The organism is Pectobacterium aroidearum (genome assembly GCF_015689195.1).
Lineage (GTDB): Bacteria > Pseudomonadota > Gammaproteobacteria > Enterobacterales > Enterobacteriaceae > Pectobacterium > Pectobacterium aroidearum.
Window position 1 is genome coordinate 2,340,326 of sequence record NZ_CP065044.1, and the last position, 15,082, is coordinate 2,355,407.

A 15,082-nucleotide genomic window follows, 5' to 3' on the forward strand; every position below is an offset into this window, starting at 1 on the left:
GAAGCGGGCATGCGATGATACGTGCGAATTTATCAACCAGGAAACCACCATGATTGCAGGTATGCCCGCGCTGACGCACAAACAACAGCAAGATGCCGTAGAGCGTATTCAGGAACTGATGTCTGAGGGCATGAGCAGCGGCCAGGCGATAGCACAGGTTGCGGCCGAGATCCGTCAGGAACATCAGGGTGACAACGTTGCGGTGATGTTTGACGAAGACGACGACACCGTTAATGACAGCGACGAAGAACACTATTTTGACGATGGTGAAGAGGAAGACGAGCAGTAACGTCCATCCTCTTCGTTAGGAGATGAAAAAGGGATATACGGTTATATTGCCGCAATCGCTTTTATTTCGACTTTAAATTTCGGATGCATCAACTTAGCCTGTACGGTGCAGCGTACGGGCGCGCTGCCAGCCACGACCCAGGCATCCCACGCGGCGTTCATCGCGGCAAAATCATCTGCATCGGCGAGAAAAATCGTCACGTCCAACAGCTTACTCTTATCCGTTCCCGCCTGTTGTAGGATGGCATCCAGCGCGCCCAGCGCGTTCTCCGTTTGCGCCTGTGCACCGTCATCCAGATTCTCCGGCACGCTGGTGTAATACAGCGTGTTGTTGTGGATGACGGCGTCTGACCAGCGAGCTTCAGGATTAATACGTGTGATCGCCATGAGATGAATTTTCTCCATTGTGGGGATAAGTAAAATAGAAACATCAAGCAAAACCAGTCGCCAAGCCTAACACAGCGGGGGGCGACACGCTTTCCTGATTTAGGGTGGTAGCGCCGGGTGACTCTTGGCATAATCAGCGCGATATTTTTGCCGTGACCTGAAACGGTTAGTGGCGACAGACAATGTTTTCCTATGAGAAAGAGAGCAGGCGTGACGAACGATCGGGTAATCGATGATTTTGCGAATGACGGCGCGCTGGCGAAAGCGATCACGGGTTTCAAACCGCGTGAACCACAGCGGCAGATGGCGCAGGCGGTAATGCAGGCCATCGACGATAAAACGGCGCTGGTGGTGGAAGCGGGAACCGGAACCGGTAAAACCTATGCCTACCTTGCGCCCGCCTTGCGCGCCGATAAAAAAGTCATCATCTCGACAGGTTCAAAAGCGCTACAGGATCAGCTCTACAGTCGCGATTTACCGACGATTGCGCAGGCGCTGAAGTACAAAGGTAAACTCGCACTGCTGAAAGGCCGCTCGAACTATCTCTGTCTGGAACGGCTCGAACAGCAGTCGCTGGGCGGCGGTGATTTACCCGCTGAAACGCTGAGTGAACTGGTCAGGCTGCGCGGCTGGTCATCGGAAACGACGGAAGGCGATGTTACGACCTGCTCAGGCGTCGCGGAAGACAGCGCGATCTGGCCGTTAGTGACCAGCACCAACGATAACTGTCTGGGCAGCGACTGTCCGCACTACAAAGAGTGCTTCGTGGTGAAAGCGCGACGCAAGGCGATGGATGCCGATATCGTGGTGGTTAACCACCATCTTTATCTGGCGGATATGGTGGTAAAGGAGACCGGCTTTGCGGAGCTGATCCCGGAAAGTGATGTCGTGATTTTCGATGAAGCCCACCAGATACCTGACATTGCCAGCCAATATTTTGGTCAGCAGCTTTCGAGCCGCCAACTTCTGGATTTGGCAAAAGACATCATCATTGCTTACCGCACCGAAGTGCGCGATGCCTCTCAACTGCAAAAAAGTGCCGATCGCCTGACGCAAAGTACGCAGGATTTTCGGCTGGCGTTGGGCGATCCGGGGTTTCGCGGTAATCTGCGCGATGTGCTCGAACAGCCGTCGCTTCAGCGTGCGTTGCTGCTACTGGATGATGCGCTGGAGCTGTGTTACGACGTCGCGAAACTGTCGCTTGGCCGATCTGCGCTGCTGGATGCCGCTTTTGAGCGCGCCACGCTCTATCGCAACCGACTGAAGCGGCTGAAAGAAGTACAACAGCCGGGCTATAGCTACTGGTACGAATGCAATTCACGCCATTTCGTGTTGGCGCTGACGCCGCTGTCTGTCGCCGATCGTTTTCGCGAACTGATGAAGGACAAGCCTGCCGCCTGGATATTTACCTCCGCGACCTTGTCTGTTAACGATCAACTCTTCCACTTCACCGATAGGCTGGGGTTGGATAACGCGAACACACTCCTGTTGCCCAGCCCATTTGATTATGCCAATCAGGCGCTGCTCTGCGTTCCCCGTCATTTGCCGGAAACCAACCGCCCCGGTGCGGCGAAAAGGCTGGCGGCGATGCTGCAGCCGTTGATTGAAGCAAATCAGGGGCGCTGCTTTATGCTGTGTACCTCGCATCAGATGATGCGGGATTTGGCCGCCGAGTTCCGTGCCATGCTAACGCTGCCGGTGCTGCTACAGGGAGAGACCGGCAAGGCACAGCTGCTGTCGCAGTTTGTATCGGCGGGCAATGCCTTACTGGTGGCGACCAGCAGCTTCTGGGAAGGTGTGGATGTGCGTGGCGATACGCTCTCGTGCGTCATTATCGATAAACTGCCGTTTACCTCGCCGGACGATCCGCTGCTGAAGGCGCGTATCGAAGACTGTCGGCTGCGCGGCGGCGAGCCTTTTGACGATGTGCAGGTTCCCGATGCGGTGATTACCCTGAAGCAAGGCGTGGGGCGCCTCATCCGTGACGTTGAGGATCGCGGTGTGATTGTGATTTGCGATAATCGACTGGTGATGCGTCCGTATGGCGCAGTGTTTCTCAACAGCCTGCCGCCAACGCCGCGGACCCGCGACATTCGGCAGGCAATTAATTTCCTGACGCGTAACACATAATCCCTCGCTGGCGATAGTCGTATGCCCTGACCAATAGGGGGAAGGGCTGCGGTACGGCAGGGGCTTATGCTATGATACGGGTTGTTAAGATTTATTTATCCTGCCTGAGGTTGGCATGTCTACGCGAATTCTAGCGCTTGATACCGCAACGGAAGCCTGTTCCGTCGCACTCTGGAATGAAGGCGAAATTCATTCTCTGTTCGAAATTTGTCCCCGTGAGCACACACAACGCATTCTGCCAATGGTTCAGCAGGTGCTGGCCGATAGCGGCCTGACGCTCAACGATCTTGATGCACTGGCCTTTGGTCAGGGACCGGGAAGTTTTACCGGCGTGCGGATTGGTATCGGTATTGCACAAGGGCTGGCGCTGGGCGCGGATCTACCGATGCTCGGTGTATCGTCACTGGCGACGATGGCGCAGGGCGCTTTCCGCCTGACGCAGGCGACACAAGTGCTAGCGGCCATTGATGCGCGAATGGGCGAAGTGTACTGGGGCCGCTATCAGCGCGATGCTGACGGTATCTGGCTGGGCGAATCCGAGGAAGCCGTATTGAAACCTGAGCAGGTGCAAGCCTTAACGGCTGCTCTGTCAGGCGAATGGGCCACGGTAGGAACCGGGTGGGAAACCTACCCTGAACTGGTAAGCCATTCCTCGCTGGTGTTAGCGAAAGGCGATGTACTGCTGCCGCAGGCGCAGGATATGCTGCCGCTGGCCTGTCAGCTATGGCAGGCAGGAAAGGCAGTCAGCGTCGAGAATGCACAACCGCGTTATCTGCGCAATGAAGTGACCTGGAAAAAACTTCCCGGCCGCGAATAAACAGACTACCTATTTGGTGCGGCGTATAACTTCTATAAACAGCAACTTATTCGATGCTGAGCAGTCTAACTATCAGATATCTGAAGAGGGGGTTGTGCCATGTTTGTACCAATGAAGCATGTACAGATAAAAAGTGTGCGAATTAAAAATCTGCATCTGAATCAGAAAAAAGCACGACTCTGTCTGGTTGCGGCGGCAGCGCTGCTGCTTTCAGGCTGTGTCACGATACCGGATGCGATTAAAGGCACGTCTCCAACGCCGCAGGACGATCTGGTACGCGTGATGAATGCGCCGCAGATTTATGTCGGTCAGGAGTCACGCTTTGGCGGGCGGGTGGTTAGCATCCGCAATGAAGCGAATAAAACGCGCCTGGAGATTGCCAGCATGCCGTTGGATAGCGGTGCAAAACCGCTGCTGGATATGCCGTCAGAAGGGCGTTTTATTGCCTATGTGAATCGTTTTCTGGAACCTGTTGATTTTAAAGACCAACTGGTCACCGTTGTCGGGCCGATTGTCGGCACCGAACAGGGCGCTATCGGCGATAAGCCTTATCGCTACGTCGTGATCGACGCGCAAGGCTACAAACGCTGGAATGTTGTGCAGCGTCTGATGATGCCACCCGGCGGCTATGGTTATGGCCCGTGGGGATGGCGTGCAGGTTACGGCTATGGTTGGGGACCCGGATGGGGATTTGACGGCGGCTGGCCTGGTCCAGCACGGATTGAGAATGTCGTGACAGAATAAGAATCTACTCAGTAGGACTATTGAGATCAGGCGACGCAGGTTGCCTGATTTTTTTTGAATAAAGAATAAATTAGTGATCGCTCTCGCAACCTTAACATTGTTTGTTAGCTAACTGGTAGGCTGAGTTAAAATAATGTTAATAACAATAAGCCTCTGAGGGCGACGACGATGCCACTAAAAAAATATCTCGGGAGTGACGTCTTGGAAAAAATTTGGTTATCACGCTATCCGGCGGACGTGCCGGCGGAAATCGATCCGGATCGCTATTCGTCGTTGATTGAAATGTTCGAAACTAGCGTGAAGCGTTATGCCGACCGACCTGCATTCGTCAACATGGGGGAAGTGATGACGTTTCGCAAGCTGGAAGAGCGGAGTCGGGCGTTTGCGGCCTATCTGCAAAACCAGCTTAAATTGCAAAAGGGCGATCGTGTGGCGCTGATGATGCCCAACCTGCTGCAATATCCCGTTGCGCTGTTTGGCGTGTTGCGCGCGGGTCTGGTGGTGGTTAACGTTAACCCGCTGTATACGCCGCGTGAGCTGGAACATCAGCTAAAAGACAGCGGGGCCAGCACGATTGTCATCGTGTCTAACTTCGCCCATACGCTGGAAAAAGTCGTCCATAACACGGCGGTGAAACACGTAATCCTGACCCGTATGGGAGATCAGCTCTCCACGGCAAAAGGCACGCTGGTCAACTTCGTGGTGAAGTACATTAAGCGACTGGTGCCTAAATACCATCTGCCGGATGCGATATCGTTCCGTCGTGTTTTGCAGGAAGGACGGCGTCAGCAATATATTCGCCCCGATATTATCAATACCGATCTGGCATTTCTGCAATATACCGGCGGCACCACGGGCGTCGCTAAAGGCGCGATGCTGACGCACCGCAATATGCTGGCGAATCTTGAACAGTGTAAAGGGGCATACGGCGCTATTCTGCAAGAAGGGAATGAGCTGGTGATCACGGCGTTGCCGCTCTATCACATTTTCGCGCTCACGGTGAACGGCCTTTTGTTCCTTGAATTGGGCGGGAAGAATCTGTTGATCACTAACCCCCGCGATATCCCGGCGGTTGTGAAGGAACTGAAACAATACCCGTTTACGGCTATCACTGGCGTCAATACGTTATTTAACGCACTGCTTAACAACAAAGAATTCCACGAGCTGGATTTCTCAACGCTGCGTTTAGCGGTCGGCGGTGGGGCATCGGTGCAGCAAGCGGTGGCAGAACGTTGGGAAAAACTAACGGGTAAACATCTGCTTGAAGGATATGGGTTAACGGAAAGTTCACCTCTGGTGGCCGTAAACCCTTACGATCTCAAACATTACAGCGGCAGTATCGGGCTACCGGTGTCATCAACGGACGTCAAAATCATTGACGATGACGGCAACGATGCTGGGCCGGGTGAGTCTGGCGAGCTGTGGGTGCGCGGGCCGCAGGTGATGTTAGGGTATTGGCAGCAGCCTGCCGCGACGGATGAAGTGTTAAAAGACGGCTGGCTGGCAACGGGTGACATTGTCACCTCTGATGATGAAGGGTTCCTGCGTGTCATCGACCGCAAGAAAGATATGATCCTGGTGTCCGGCTTTAACGTCTATCCGACGGAAATTGAAGATGTTATCAGCCGTCATCCCAAAGTGTCCGAGTCGGCGGTGATTGGGGTGGCGAATGAGGTATCCGGTGAAGCAGTCAAAGCCTTTGTGGTCAGGCGTGATAACTCGTTAACGAAAGAGGAACTCATTACCCACTGTCGCCGAAATCTTACCGGTTATAAAGTGCCGAAAGAGATCGAATTCTGCGACGATTTGCCGAAATCTAACGTGGGGAAAATCCTACGCCGCGAATTGCGCGACGATAAGAAGGTGAAGAAAGACGCTGCCGCCTGACGATTTTCCATGAAAACGACTGCCAGAGAGAGGCAGGACGCGATATGATGTTTTCACGCCGGTTTATCCGGCGTTCTTTTTTGTGGCGAACTTATACCCGTCACCCCATGGGCCGTCGATTGCGACGTTAAAAATGTCCGCCGTAATTTTTTACGGCGATACGGATTTGACCCAGAACCGTAAAGTAAAAACAACCAAGAGAATGACGTTTTGAATTATCAGTTGATCACTTCCGACATCGGGTTACAACAGGTTTGCGCCCAGGCGCGACGTTTTCCGCAGGTGGCATTGGACACGGAGTTCGTCAGAACCCGCACGTATTACCCGCAATTAGGGTTGATTCAATTGTATGACGGCGAACAGCTTTCACTTATTGACCCGCTAACGATTACCGACTGGGCTCCTTTTCAGGCGTTACTGCGTGATGACCAGGTCACCAAATTCCTGCATGCGGGCAGCGAAGATCTGGAAGTGTTTCTCAATGCGTTTGGAACACTGCCGGTGCCGTTCATTGACACACAGATTCTGGCCGCATTTTTAGGGAAGCCGCTTTCCTATGGCTTCGCTGCGCTGGTGGCGGACTATATGGGCGTGACGCTGGATAAAAGCGAGTCGAGAACGGACTGGCTTGCTCGCCCGTTGAGCGAAAAACAGTGTGATTACGCGGCCGCCGATGTGTTCTATCTGTTGCCAATGGCCGCGCAGTTAGTGGCGGATACGGAAGCCGCAGGGTGGATGAACGCTGCGTTGGACGAATGTCTCCTGCTTTGTCAGCGTAAACAGGATATTTTGGCACCGGCGCTCGCCTATCGCGAATTTGGCAATGCCTGGCAACTGCGTGGCCGGCATCTGGCTTGCCTACAGCGTCTGGCTGAGTGGCGCTTGCGTAAAGCGCGTGAGCGAGACAGTGCGGTGAATTTTGTCGTACGTGAAGAGAACCTGCTGCAGGTGGCGCGTTGTTTGCCAACTTCGCTGGGTGAACTGAGTTCACTGGGGCTGAGCGGCCCGGAAATTCGCTACCACGGGAAAACGCTGCTGGACTGTGTTGCACAAACGGACGGTATTAGTGACGCGGATTGCCCGCCACCGGTCATTAATTTGATCGACTATCCCGGCTATAAAAAAGCGTTTAAAGATATCAAAGCGCTGGTACAGCGCGTGAGCGAACAGAGTGGATTATCCGCCGAGTTATTGGCATCACGTCGTCAAATTAACCGTCTGCTGAACTGGCACTGGAAATTAAATGGGCAAGACGCAGGGACCCCGGAAATGTTATCTGGCTGGCGCGGTCAGTTATATGGCGATGAACTACGTGACATTGTGCAAGGCTATTAATCACCGGTAAGCACGTCTTATCAATACGCCTTATTTGCTGTGATGATGCCATCATGAAAAAAGCAGCAAATAGGGTGACAAAAAGACGACGAAAAAACAAAACAAGAAATAAAAGACTGGCTAAATATACAGTCTATTATGGAATGAAGTGCACGTAATTTGAAGTATGACGGGAATAGCTATCCCCTGCGTAAAAGCAGGGGATATCACAGCAGAAAAATCATTTAGGCGTTTCTTCCGCTTCCGGTAATGTCACGTTCAACTCAAGCACGGAAATATCATCTCCTTTTTGCTCAAGTTGAACTGTCACCATCTCAGGATCAATCTGTACATATTTACAGATAACCTCAAGAATATCCCGCTTTAATTGCGGCAGATAATGGGGTTCACTATCTCCCCGGCGTCGCTCCGCGACAATAATTTGCAGCCGTTCCTTGGCGATATTGGCTGTCGTTTTTTTGCGGGACAGAAAGAAGTCCAGTAAAGCCATAATTTATCCCCCAAAAAGTCGTTTAAGGAAACCCTTCTTCTCTTCTTCAATAAAACGGAAAGGACGCTCTTCGCCAAGCAGACGTTCAACGGTGTCCGCGTAAGCTTTGCCAGCATCAGCTTCAGCATCCAGAATGACAGGTTCGCCCTGGTTAGAGGCGCGGAGTACGGACTGGTCTTCAGGGATCACGCCAACCAGCGGAATCCGCAGAATCTCAAGCACGTCTTCCATACTCAGCATGTCGCCACGGCTCACCCGGCCTGGGTTATAGCGTGTCAACAGCAGGTGCTCTTTGATCGGATCTTCAGAACGTTCAGCACGGCGTGATTTCGAGGACAGAATGCCCAAAATACGGTCGGAGTCGCGAACGGAAGAGACTTCTGGGTTGGTGGTGATAATCGCTTCGTCGGCGAAATAGAGCGCCATCAACGCACCCGTTTCAATCCCGGCAGGGGAATCACACACGATAAAATCGAACTCCATGTCGCCCAGATCGTTGAGCACTTTCTCCACGCCTTCATGCGTTAACGCATCTTTATCACGCGTTTGTGAGGCAGGCAGAATGTAGAGGTTGTCCGTTCTCTTATCTTTGATTAACGCCTGATTCAGCGTGGCATCACCCTGAATAACGTTCACGAAGTCATACACCACGCGACGCTCACATCCCATGATCAGGTCGAGGTTACGCAGACCAATGTCAAAATCGATGACAACCGTCTTTTTTCCTTTCTGGGCTAAACCGGTAGCAATGGCCGCGCTTGATGTGGTCTTGCCAACGCCCCCTTTACCCGATGTAACAACAATGATGCGTGCCATAAATGTTTCCTTGGGAGATTCTAGTCTAGAGGTTTTATCGTTAAAACATTGTCCAGCTGGTTCAGGTTGATCCGCGCTGGCTGCCCAAAATACGGTTCAGGAATCTGGTCGCTCAGCCAGTAACGGCCAGCGATAGAGACCAGTTCTGCGGCCAGATGCGTACAGAATATCTGGCTCTGAACATCGCCAGAAACGCCTGCGAGGGCTCGACCGCGCATCATGCCGTAAATATGAATATTGCCGTCGGCAATCACCTCAGCCCCCGCGCTGACGCTACTTGTGACAATCAAGTCACAGTTCCGGGCGTAAATCTGTTGGCCGGAGCGAACGGGGGTGTTGATGACTTTCGTTTTCACCGCGGCAGGAACGGCGGCGACGGGTTCGACTACCCGGCGTTGTGCTTTACCTTCGCTCAGAAGGGGAAGTCCCGCCTGCGCAATGGTTTTCTTTAATGCATCGTCGGTGCATCCACTGACGCCAACGACATGCAGACCGGTTGATGAAATGGCCTGCTGTAATTTTATCCAGTCAGTCTCCGCAGTTAATGCGGCAACGTTAATGACAACGGGGGCATTTTTCAGGAAAGCAGGCGCTTGCTCTATTTTTTCCTGTAGTGCCTGGTAAATTACCTCGGGTTGGGAATCATGCAAATGAACAACCGATAAGGTAAAGCTGCTGCCTTTTAACTCTATTGGCGTTTGTGACATCTATCCTGACTCAGTTTCAGCATCTTTTAATCCCTAGAGTAACATTTAAGGCATGATATTCCAGAGCGCTGTAAGCATGTTATAGTCACAATTATATACAGGCAAGATGGCATTCCCATCAAATAGAGTAAAAAAAATGTTTTGTGTGATCTATCGAAGCGCTAAACGCGATCAGACCTATCTTTATGTTGAAAAAAAAGACGATTTCTCACGCGTGCCGGAAGAATTAATGAAAAGTTTTGGCACGCCGCAGTTAGCCATGGTCTTACCGTTGGATGAGCGTAAAAAACTGGCGAATGCTGATATAGAAAAAGTGAAACTTGCGCTACAGGAACAGGGCTTTTATCTGCAAGTTCCACCTCCGGTCGAGAACTTATTAAACACGCCGGTGTAAGTGTAAAAAAATAATACCAAGGCGTATTTTCAGATAAAGCCGCAAACATAATTTGGCGTGGAATATCTTAGCCATTGACATGATATTCCGCGCGATAAATATTCATTTTTCTGGTTTTACTCCGCCACAATTTAATTGTTTCCCTTCTTGATGGGTTATGACGTCTCTCCAGACCACACGAACGCCCGCCTTGTTCTCCTGAAATCTGTTGGGTGAACCCCTGTTGCGATGATATAACGATGGTTTTGCACCATCGTGTTCTTATAACACCCTAAATAATTCGGGTTGCAGGAAGACGGCAAGCGAAGGACAAATTCGTCGGGAACGAATTTGACCAGCCAACGGCTGGCCTTCGGTGAGAGACAGGACGTCTCTCATTTCATCCCGATGAGCTTACACAAGTAAGTGATTCGGGTGACTGACAAATCTGCCAGAGGTAGGTTTGAACGCTGCTTGCAGCGGCCCCAATGGGCCGAGTAGCGTAGCCAACGCACATGCAGCTTGAAGTATGACAGGTATAGCTGTTTTCTTTTTGGGCAGATTCTGCACCACGAAGGCAGCGAGTAATCCAACAGACAGGGCAGGAGAATACCCATGTACCAACACAGAGACTGGCAGGGCGCGTTGCTTGATTTCCCAGTAAATAAAGTCGTTTGCGTCGGAAGCAACTACTCAGAACATATCAAGGAAATGGGCAGTGCGACTCCGGGTGAACCCGTGTTATTCATCAAGCCTGAAACCGCACTGTGTGATTTACGCCAGCCCGTTGCCATTCCTAAAAATCTGGGTTCGGTTCACCATGAAGTCGAGCTGGCCGTGCTGATCGGTACGCCGTTAAAGCAGGCGAATGAAGAGCGCGTCGCCCGGGCGATTGCGGGTTATGGTGTGGCGCTGGATCTGACGCTGCGTGATTTGCAGTCCGAATTCAAAAAAGCGGGACAGCCGTGGGAAAAAGCCAAAGCATTTGACGGTTCCTGCCCGATCTCCGGTTTTATTCCGGTGGCCGAGTTTGGCGATCCGCAGCAAACCGAATTGGGTGTAAAAGTGAATGATGAAGTGCGCCAGCAGGGCAACACGCGTGATATGATTACGCCGATTCTGCCGCTGATTGCCTACATGAGCCGTTTCTTTACGCTGCGCGCGGGCGATATTATTTTGACGGGTACGCCAAAAGGGGTCGGTCCGATCCTGTCTGGCGATATGCTGACGATTACGGTGAATGACCGGACGTTGAGCACGCGTATTATCTAACGCCTCTGGCTGCCCGTGTTGAACGACGGGCAGCAAAACCTCCCCGCCGTGCCTGCCAGAATCACGCATCTTTGTTTACAATATTCACAACGCAACATAAGTTAACTGGAAGAAACATGACTGAACGCCCTTTTTGGCAGCAAAAAACGTTGTCTGAGATGTCTGACGATGAATGGGAATCGCTGTGCGATGGCTGCGGTCAGTGCTGTTTGCATAAACTGATTGATGAGGATACGGAGGAGATCTACTTTACCAACGTCGCCTGTAATCAACTGAATATTAAAAGCTGTCAGTGCCGTAACTATGAGAAACGCTTCGAGTACGAACCCGATTGCATCAAGCTGACGCGAGAAAACCTGCTGACGTTTAACTGGCTACCGGCGACCTGTGCGTATCGTCTGATTCATGAACGTGAAGATTTACCGCAGTGGCATCCGCTGGTCTGCGGCACCAAGACAGCCATGCACCGCGAGCGTATCTCCGTGCGCCATATCGCTGTACGTGAGACTGAAGTGGTGGACTGGCAGGATCATATACTGAACAAACCTGAATGGGCGAGATAGTGATGGTTTGGCGTGGTCGGTTGCCTGATTGAAACGATTTCCCGGTTAAAGCTGGTTACTGGTTAAAACAAGAAGCCCCTCAATCTGAATGACTCAGAAGAGGGGCTTTTTATCGGGGGGAGCGTCAGTGTTCATTAATCATCCCATTTGGGGCTTAAGTACGCCGCCAGGAAGCTGAGAAAAAGAATGCCGCCCAATACGGCGATGAAAACATTGATATTGTCTAACATGGTTGTTTCTCCTGAATAAATTAATTGCGATAGAAATACCTCATAGGGTGGGAAGTCATCGTTGACCTGCGATAGGCACTATAGGCTTGAGGCGCAGGTTAATGAAGAAAAAACGCTCAGAAAGAGGGCGATGGTTTACCTATCGTTGAGTTAGAAAACGCCGTACTTCACTGCTGGAATCGGAACGCTTATTTGCGTTTTGCCTGCCACTTCACATTTTTCTTTTTCCTTGTGCGAATCATGCTGTCACCTCCGGCATAAATCGTGACGTGTTGTATAATTTTAGAGCAGCATAACCAGCAGAGGGGGAGAGCATGTGATTAACTTTGAGAAAATCATTCTTGAGTACAGCGAGCAGTACACCGACTTTGCTGCCTCCACGATTGCTTTCATGGAAAGTCAGGAAAAAAAGATCGACGCAGATGAAATATCACGAAGAATCCCGCAGGAAAAAAGGCCTTTCTTCAACGAGCGATTAGGCCATTATCGCGATATCTACAGACCACAACAGTGAGCGTCGTAGCAAGCCTGTGAGGCGTAGAAACAGTTACCAGAAGCCCGACAACAGTGTCGGGCTTTTCGGTTTATGCCTAACAGATTATGGATTAACGGCTGAAGAGGTCGCGGCGTTTGGGACGGAAAGGCTGAGCGATCAATACCAGCACGGCAACCACCAGATAGGCGACAAAGATGCCAAGCAGCCATTGCGGCATTTCCAGAGAGAGGAATTCCCACTGACGCACTGAGCAATCCCCTGTCGCATTGAAAATGGCCGGGAGCCATTTGTCTAAAGGCAACCATGATGGGAAGCTGACAAAGAAATCACAGGTGGTAAATGGCGACGGATTTAACAAAATATCCGTGTGTTTCCAGGCCAGTCGAACGCCTTCGTAAGAACTGTATATCCATAACGCGATGGCCGGGTAACGCAACGCCGTTGATGGTGCGATGGCACCAACAATACCCGCGGCGAACACGCCCCACAGCGCGCAACGCTGATAAATACACAGCACGCAAGGTTTTAATAACATAACATGCTGAAAATAGAGCGCAGTCAATTCCAATGCTAAAGCAGTAAACGCCAGCAGCAGCCACGCACCACGTCCGCGTGAGCAACGATTAAGAAATCGTAACATAAAAATATTCCATGCTAAACATGATTAAAGCAGCAGTGTAAACCGTTCTGGCTTCACTGCCATCATTTCACTGTGCAAAACGTAACGATATGTTTATTTGATGCTTTTTCTGTCATTTTACGGCGGCGAAAATCGTATTGATAACATCATCAAGACGGAAATTGTCGCCACCGTGATTACTATACACGATCGTGATTATGAGTGACTGCCTGATAGGGTCAAATTTGGCAAAGAAATCCAGTGATTATTCATCAAAAAGTCAGTAAACGGCACTAGCGTGAACTCAACGCAAAGTAACCCGACCAGTGTCATCACAATGGTGTAAGGCAGCGCCATGATCACCATACGTCCGTAAGACAGGCGGATAAGCGGAGCCAGCGAAGATGTCAGCAGAAACAGAAACGCCGCTTGCCCATTCGGCGTGGCGACAGAGGGCAGGTTGGTGCCGGTATTGATCGCCACAGCGAGCAACTCAAACTGGGGTAACGAGATTTTGCCGTTTTCAAAGGCGTTGCGTGCTTCGTTGATATAAACCGAACCAACAAAGACGTTATCCGATATCGATGAGAGCAGGCCATTAAACAGATAAAACTGCGTCAGTTGTGCACTCTCAGACGATTGCAGGACGTAATGGATAATCGGTGAAAACAGCTGTTGATCGATAATGACGGCGACAATGGCAAAGAAAACCGTCAGCAGCGCGGTAAACGGCATGGCATCCTGAAATGCTTTACCGATGGCATGCTCTTCGGTCACGCCGCAGAATGTCGTGGCCATAATAATCACGGAAAGGCCAATCAATCCGACCTCAGCCAGATGAAACGCCAGCGCGACAATAAGCCAAATGCCAATCACCGCCTGTACGAGCAAGCGCACTTTATCCTGCGGCGTGCGTTTTTCTGTCATGTCCCGATCGTAATCCTCAAGCACGCGTCGCACGTTGTCCGGCAGACTTACGCCATAGCCGAAGACTTTAAAACGCTCAACCAGCACGCAGGTTAGAATCCCGCAAATAAAGACGGGAACGGTCACGGGTGACATATGCAGGAAGAAGCTGACGAAATCCCAGCCAGCGCTTTTCGCGATGATCAAATTCTGAGGTTCACCAACCATCGTCATCACGCCGCCCAGTGCAGTACCTACGCCAGCATGCATGAGCAGGCTGCGCAGGAATGCCCGGAACTGTTCCAGCGTATGACGATGTTCCTCGCTGCTTAGCGCGCTATCATCGCTGATATCCGCTTCGTTCCCACCCTGTTGGGACGCGAAACGGTGGTAAATACCATAAAATCCGATAGCGACGCTGATAACGACGGCGATCACGGTCAGAGCATCAAGGAATGCGGAAAGGAAAGCGGCGGCACCGCAGAAGGCGAGAGATAACAGTGCCTTGGAATGAATGCGCAGCAGCAGTTTAGTAAAGACAAAGAGCAGCAGTTGCTTCATGAAATAGATGCCTGCCACCATAAACACCAGCAGCATGAGAACTTCAATATTCCCCGTAACCTCATGCCACACCTGCTGCGGGCTGGTCATACCGATGAGAATGGCCTGTAGTGCCAGCAGCCCACCGGGTTGTAGCGGGTAACATTTCAACGCCATGCCTAGCGTAAAAATAAACTCCACGACTAATAACCAACCTGCCCAAAATGGGCTGACAAAATAGAACAGCAGCGGATTAACCAGCAAGAAGCAAAAAATAGTCAGTTTGTACCAGTCTGGCGCGTATCCCAGGAAATTTTTTAACAGCGCGCGGTGGAGGGGCATGCCGATCATAATGGGAGAGAAATCCTTATTCGTTAGAATAGTTTGATGGCTCTTATCATATAGTAAAAACTTTACAAACGGTCAGAAGTCTAGCGTTCTATGCGGCGAGAGGGCGGTTTGCAGTCACAATTTTTCATTGA

The 15,082-nt window shown here is 51.3% G+C and carries 17 protein-coding genes; 10 read left to right on the top strand and 7 right to left on the bottom strand.

The genetic code is table 11. The features are described 5' to 3' along the window. Positions 1 to 49 precede the first annotated feature (49 nt). On the top strand, positions 50 to 289 hold the full coding sequence (locus I2D83_RS10495) for a YoaH family protein (RefSeq protein WP_015840167.1): 240 nt from the start codon (positions 50 to 52) through the stop codon (positions 287 to 289). A 41-nt stretch (positions 290 to 330) separates the two neighbouring features. Here I2D83_RS10495 and I2D83_RS10500 read toward each other — a convergent pair whose 3' ends face one another. Continuing rightward, entirely contained in the window at positions 331 to 675 is a 345-nt protein-coding gene (locus I2D83_RS10500) for a RidA family protein (RefSeq protein WP_015840168.1), read from the bottom strand. A gap of 192 nt (positions 676 to 867) precedes the next feature. Between I2D83_RS10500 and I2D83_RS10505 the strand changes: the two genes are divergently transcribed. From I2D83_RS10505 to rnd, 5 genes are all read left to right on the top strand, one after another. Then, a complete protein-coding gene (locus tag I2D83_RS10505) occupies positions 868 to 2,805 on the top strand; it encodes a DNA repair helicase YoaA (RefSeq protein ID WP_205948063.1) in 1,938 nt (645 codons plus the stop codon). A 115-nt stretch (positions 2,806 to 2,920) separates the two neighbouring features. Further along, complete coding sequence (gene tsaB, locus I2D83_RS10510) at positions 2,921 to 3,622, top strand: tRNA (adenosine(37)-N6)-threonylcarbamoyltransferase complex dimerization subunit type 1 TsaB (RefSeq protein WP_181828477.1); 702 nt, start codon at positions 2,921 to 2,923, stop codon at positions 3,620 to 3,622. Positions 3,623 to 3,721: 99 nt separating this feature from the next. Further along, positions 3,722 to 4,366, top strand: coding sequence for a Slp family lipoprotein (locus tag I2D83_RS10515; protein WP_228483918.1), 645 nt, complete (start codon positions 3,722 to 3,724; stop codon positions 4,364 to 4,366). A 201-nt stretch (positions 4,367 to 4,567) separates the two neighbouring features. After that, positions 4,568 to 6,253 (top strand): long-chain-fatty-acid--CoA ligase FadD, encoded by a 1,686-nt coding sequence (gene fadD, locus I2D83_RS10520; RefSeq protein WP_155116470.1) that lies wholly within the window; start codon positions 4,568 to 4,570, stop codon positions 6,251 to 6,253. A gap of 210 nt (positions 6,254 to 6,463) precedes the next feature. Next, the gene (gene rnd, locus I2D83_RS10525) at positions 6,464 to 7,588 is read left to right on the top strand and encodes a ribonuclease D (protein ID WP_205948064.1); all 1,125 of its coding nucleotides are present in this window, start codon (positions 6,464 to 6,466) and stop codon (positions 7,586 to 7,588) included. A gap of 220 nt (positions 7,589 to 7,808) precedes the next feature. Here the strand turns inward: rnd and minE are convergent, their stop codons facing one another. Genes minE through minC form a run of 3 tightly spaced genes read right to left on the bottom strand, consistent with a single transcriptional unit; the run spans position 7,809 to position 9,601 of the window. Beyond that, positions 7,809 to 8,078, bottom strand: coding sequence for a cell division topological specificity factor MinE (gene minE, locus I2D83_RS10530; protein WP_015840174.1), 270 nt, complete (start codon positions 8,076 to 8,078; stop codon positions 7,809 to 7,811). A gap of 3 nt (positions 8,079 to 8,081) precedes the next feature. Continuing rightward, a complete protein-coding gene (gene minD / locus I2D83_RS10535; RefSeq protein WP_015840175.1) occupies positions 8,082 to 8,894 on the bottom strand; it encodes a septum site-determining protein MinD in 813 nt (270 codons plus the stop codon). Positions 8,895 to 8,914: 20 nt separating this feature from the next. Then, the gene (minC, locus tag I2D83_RS10540; protein WP_010275486.1) at positions 8,915 to 9,601 is read right to left on the bottom strand and encodes a septum site-determining protein MinC; all 687 of its coding nucleotides are present in this window, start codon (positions 9,599 to 9,601) and stop codon (positions 8,915 to 8,917) included. 136 nt (positions 9,602 to 9,737) lie between these two features. Between minC and I2D83_RS10545 the strand changes: the two genes are divergently transcribed. The 3 genes from I2D83_RS10545 (at position 9,738) to I2D83_RS10555 (ending at position 11,809) form a co-directional block, all read left to right on the top strand. Further along, positions 9,738 to 9,995, top strand: coding sequence for a YcgL domain-containing protein (locus I2D83_RS10545; RefSeq protein WP_015840176.1), 258 nt, complete (start codon positions 9,738 to 9,740; stop codon positions 9,993 to 9,995). A 594-nt stretch (positions 9,996 to 10,589) separates the two neighbouring features. Further along, positions 10,590 to 11,246 (top strand): fumarylacetoacetate hydrolase family protein, encoded by a 657-nt coding sequence (locus I2D83_RS10550; RefSeq protein WP_015840177.1) that lies wholly within the window; start codon positions 10,590 to 10,592, stop codon positions 11,244 to 11,246. Between the two features lie 116 nt (positions 11,247 to 11,362). Continuing rightward, a complete protein-coding gene (locus tag I2D83_RS10555) occupies positions 11,363 to 11,809 on the top strand; it encodes a YcgN family cysteine cluster protein (protein WP_015840178.1) in 447 nt (148 codons plus the stop codon). A gap of 134 nt (positions 11,810 to 11,943) precedes the next feature. On the opposite strand, the gene mgtS is transcribed toward I2D83_RS10555, so the two are convergent. Next, complete coding sequence (mgtS, locus tag I2D83_RS10560; protein ID WP_015840179.1) at positions 11,944 to 12,039, bottom strand: protein MgtS; 96 nt, start codon at positions 12,037 to 12,039, stop codon at positions 11,944 to 11,946. A 316-nt stretch (positions 12,040 to 12,355) separates the two neighbouring features. On the opposite strand from mgtS, the gene I2D83_RS10565 reads away from it, so the two are divergent. After that, positions 12,356 to 12,553 (top strand): DNA polymerase III subunit theta, encoded by a 198-nt coding sequence (locus tag I2D83_RS10565; RefSeq protein WP_010275471.1) that lies wholly within the window; start codon positions 12,356 to 12,358, stop codon positions 12,551 to 12,553. Positions 12,554 to 12,644: 91 nt separating this feature from the next. Here I2D83_RS10565 and dsbB read toward each other — a convergent pair whose 3' ends face one another. After that, positions 12,645 to 13,175, bottom strand: a complete 531-nt coding sequence (gene dsbB, locus I2D83_RS10570; protein ID WP_015840180.1) for a disulfide bond formation protein DsbB — start codon at positions 13,173 to 13,175, stop codon at positions 12,645 to 12,647. A gap of 195 nt (positions 13,176 to 13,370) precedes the next feature. After that, positions 13,371 to 14,951 carry a sodium/proton antiporter NhaB gene (nhaB, locus tag I2D83_RS10575; protein ID WP_205948065.1) on the bottom strand — a complete coding sequence of 527 codons (1,581 nt, stop codon included), beginning with the start codon at positions 14,949 to 14,951 and terminating at the stop codon, positions 13,371 to 13,373. Positions 14,952 to 15,082: the final 131 nt, after the last annotated feature.

What these genes read in the sequence shown, in the direction of transcription:
- I2D83_RS10545 (WP_015840176.1), top strand. Translation starts at nt 9,738, where the DNA reads ATGTTTTGTGTGATCTATCGAAGCGCTAAACGCGATCAGACCTATCTT.
- dsbB (WP_015840180.1), bottom strand. Translation starts at nt 13,175, where the DNA reads ATGTTACGATTTCTTAATCGTTGCTCACGCGGACGTGGTGCGTGGCTG.
- I2D83_RS10505 (WP_205948063.1), top strand. Translation starts at nt 868, where the DNA reads ATGAGAAAGAGAGCAGGCGTGACGAACGATCGGGTAATCGATGATTTT.
- nhaB (WP_205948065.1), bottom strand. Translation starts at nt 14,951, where the DNA reads ATGATCGGCATGCCCCTCCACCGCGCGCTGTTAAAAAATTTCCTGGGA.
- tsaB (WP_181828477.1), top strand. Translation starts at nt 2,921, where the DNA reads ATGTCTACGCGAATTCTAGCGCTTGATACCGCAACGGAAGCCTGTTCC.
- I2D83_RS10495 (WP_015840167.1), top strand. Translation starts at nt 50, where the DNA reads ATGATTGCAGGTATGCCCGCGCTGACGCACAAACAACAGCAAGATGCC.
- minD (WP_015840175.1), bottom strand. Translation starts at nt 8,894, where the DNA reads ATGGCACGCATCATTGTTGTTACATCGGGTAAAGGGGGCGTTGGCAAG.
- I2D83_RS10500 (WP_015840168.1), bottom strand. Translation starts at nt 675, where the DNA reads ATGGCGATCACACGTATTAATCCTGAAGCTCGCTGGTCAGACGCCGTC.
- minC (WP_010275486.1), bottom strand. Translation starts at nt 9,601, where the DNA reads ATGTCACAAACGCCAATAGAGTTAAAAGGCAGCAGCTTTACCTTATCG.
- mgtS (WP_015840179.1), bottom strand. Translation starts at nt 12,039, where the DNA reads ATGTTAGACAATATCAATGTTTTCATCGCCGTATTGGGCGGCATTCTT.
- I2D83_RS10555 (WP_015840178.1), top strand. Translation starts at nt 11,363, where the DNA reads ATGACTGAACGCCCTTTTTGGCAGCAAAAAACGTTGTCTGAGATGTCT.
- minE (WP_015840174.1), bottom strand. Translation starts at nt 8,078, where the DNA reads ATGGCTTTACTGGACTTCTTTCTGTCCCGCAAAAAAACGACAGCCAAT.
- I2D83_RS10515 (WP_228483918.1), top strand. Translation starts at nt 3,722, where the DNA reads ATGTTTGTACCAATGAAGCATGTACAGATAAAAAGTGTGCGAATTAAA.
- I2D83_RS10550 (WP_015840177.1), top strand. Translation starts at nt 10,590, where the DNA reads ATGTACCAACACAGAGACTGGCAGGGCGCGTTGCTTGATTTCCCAGTA.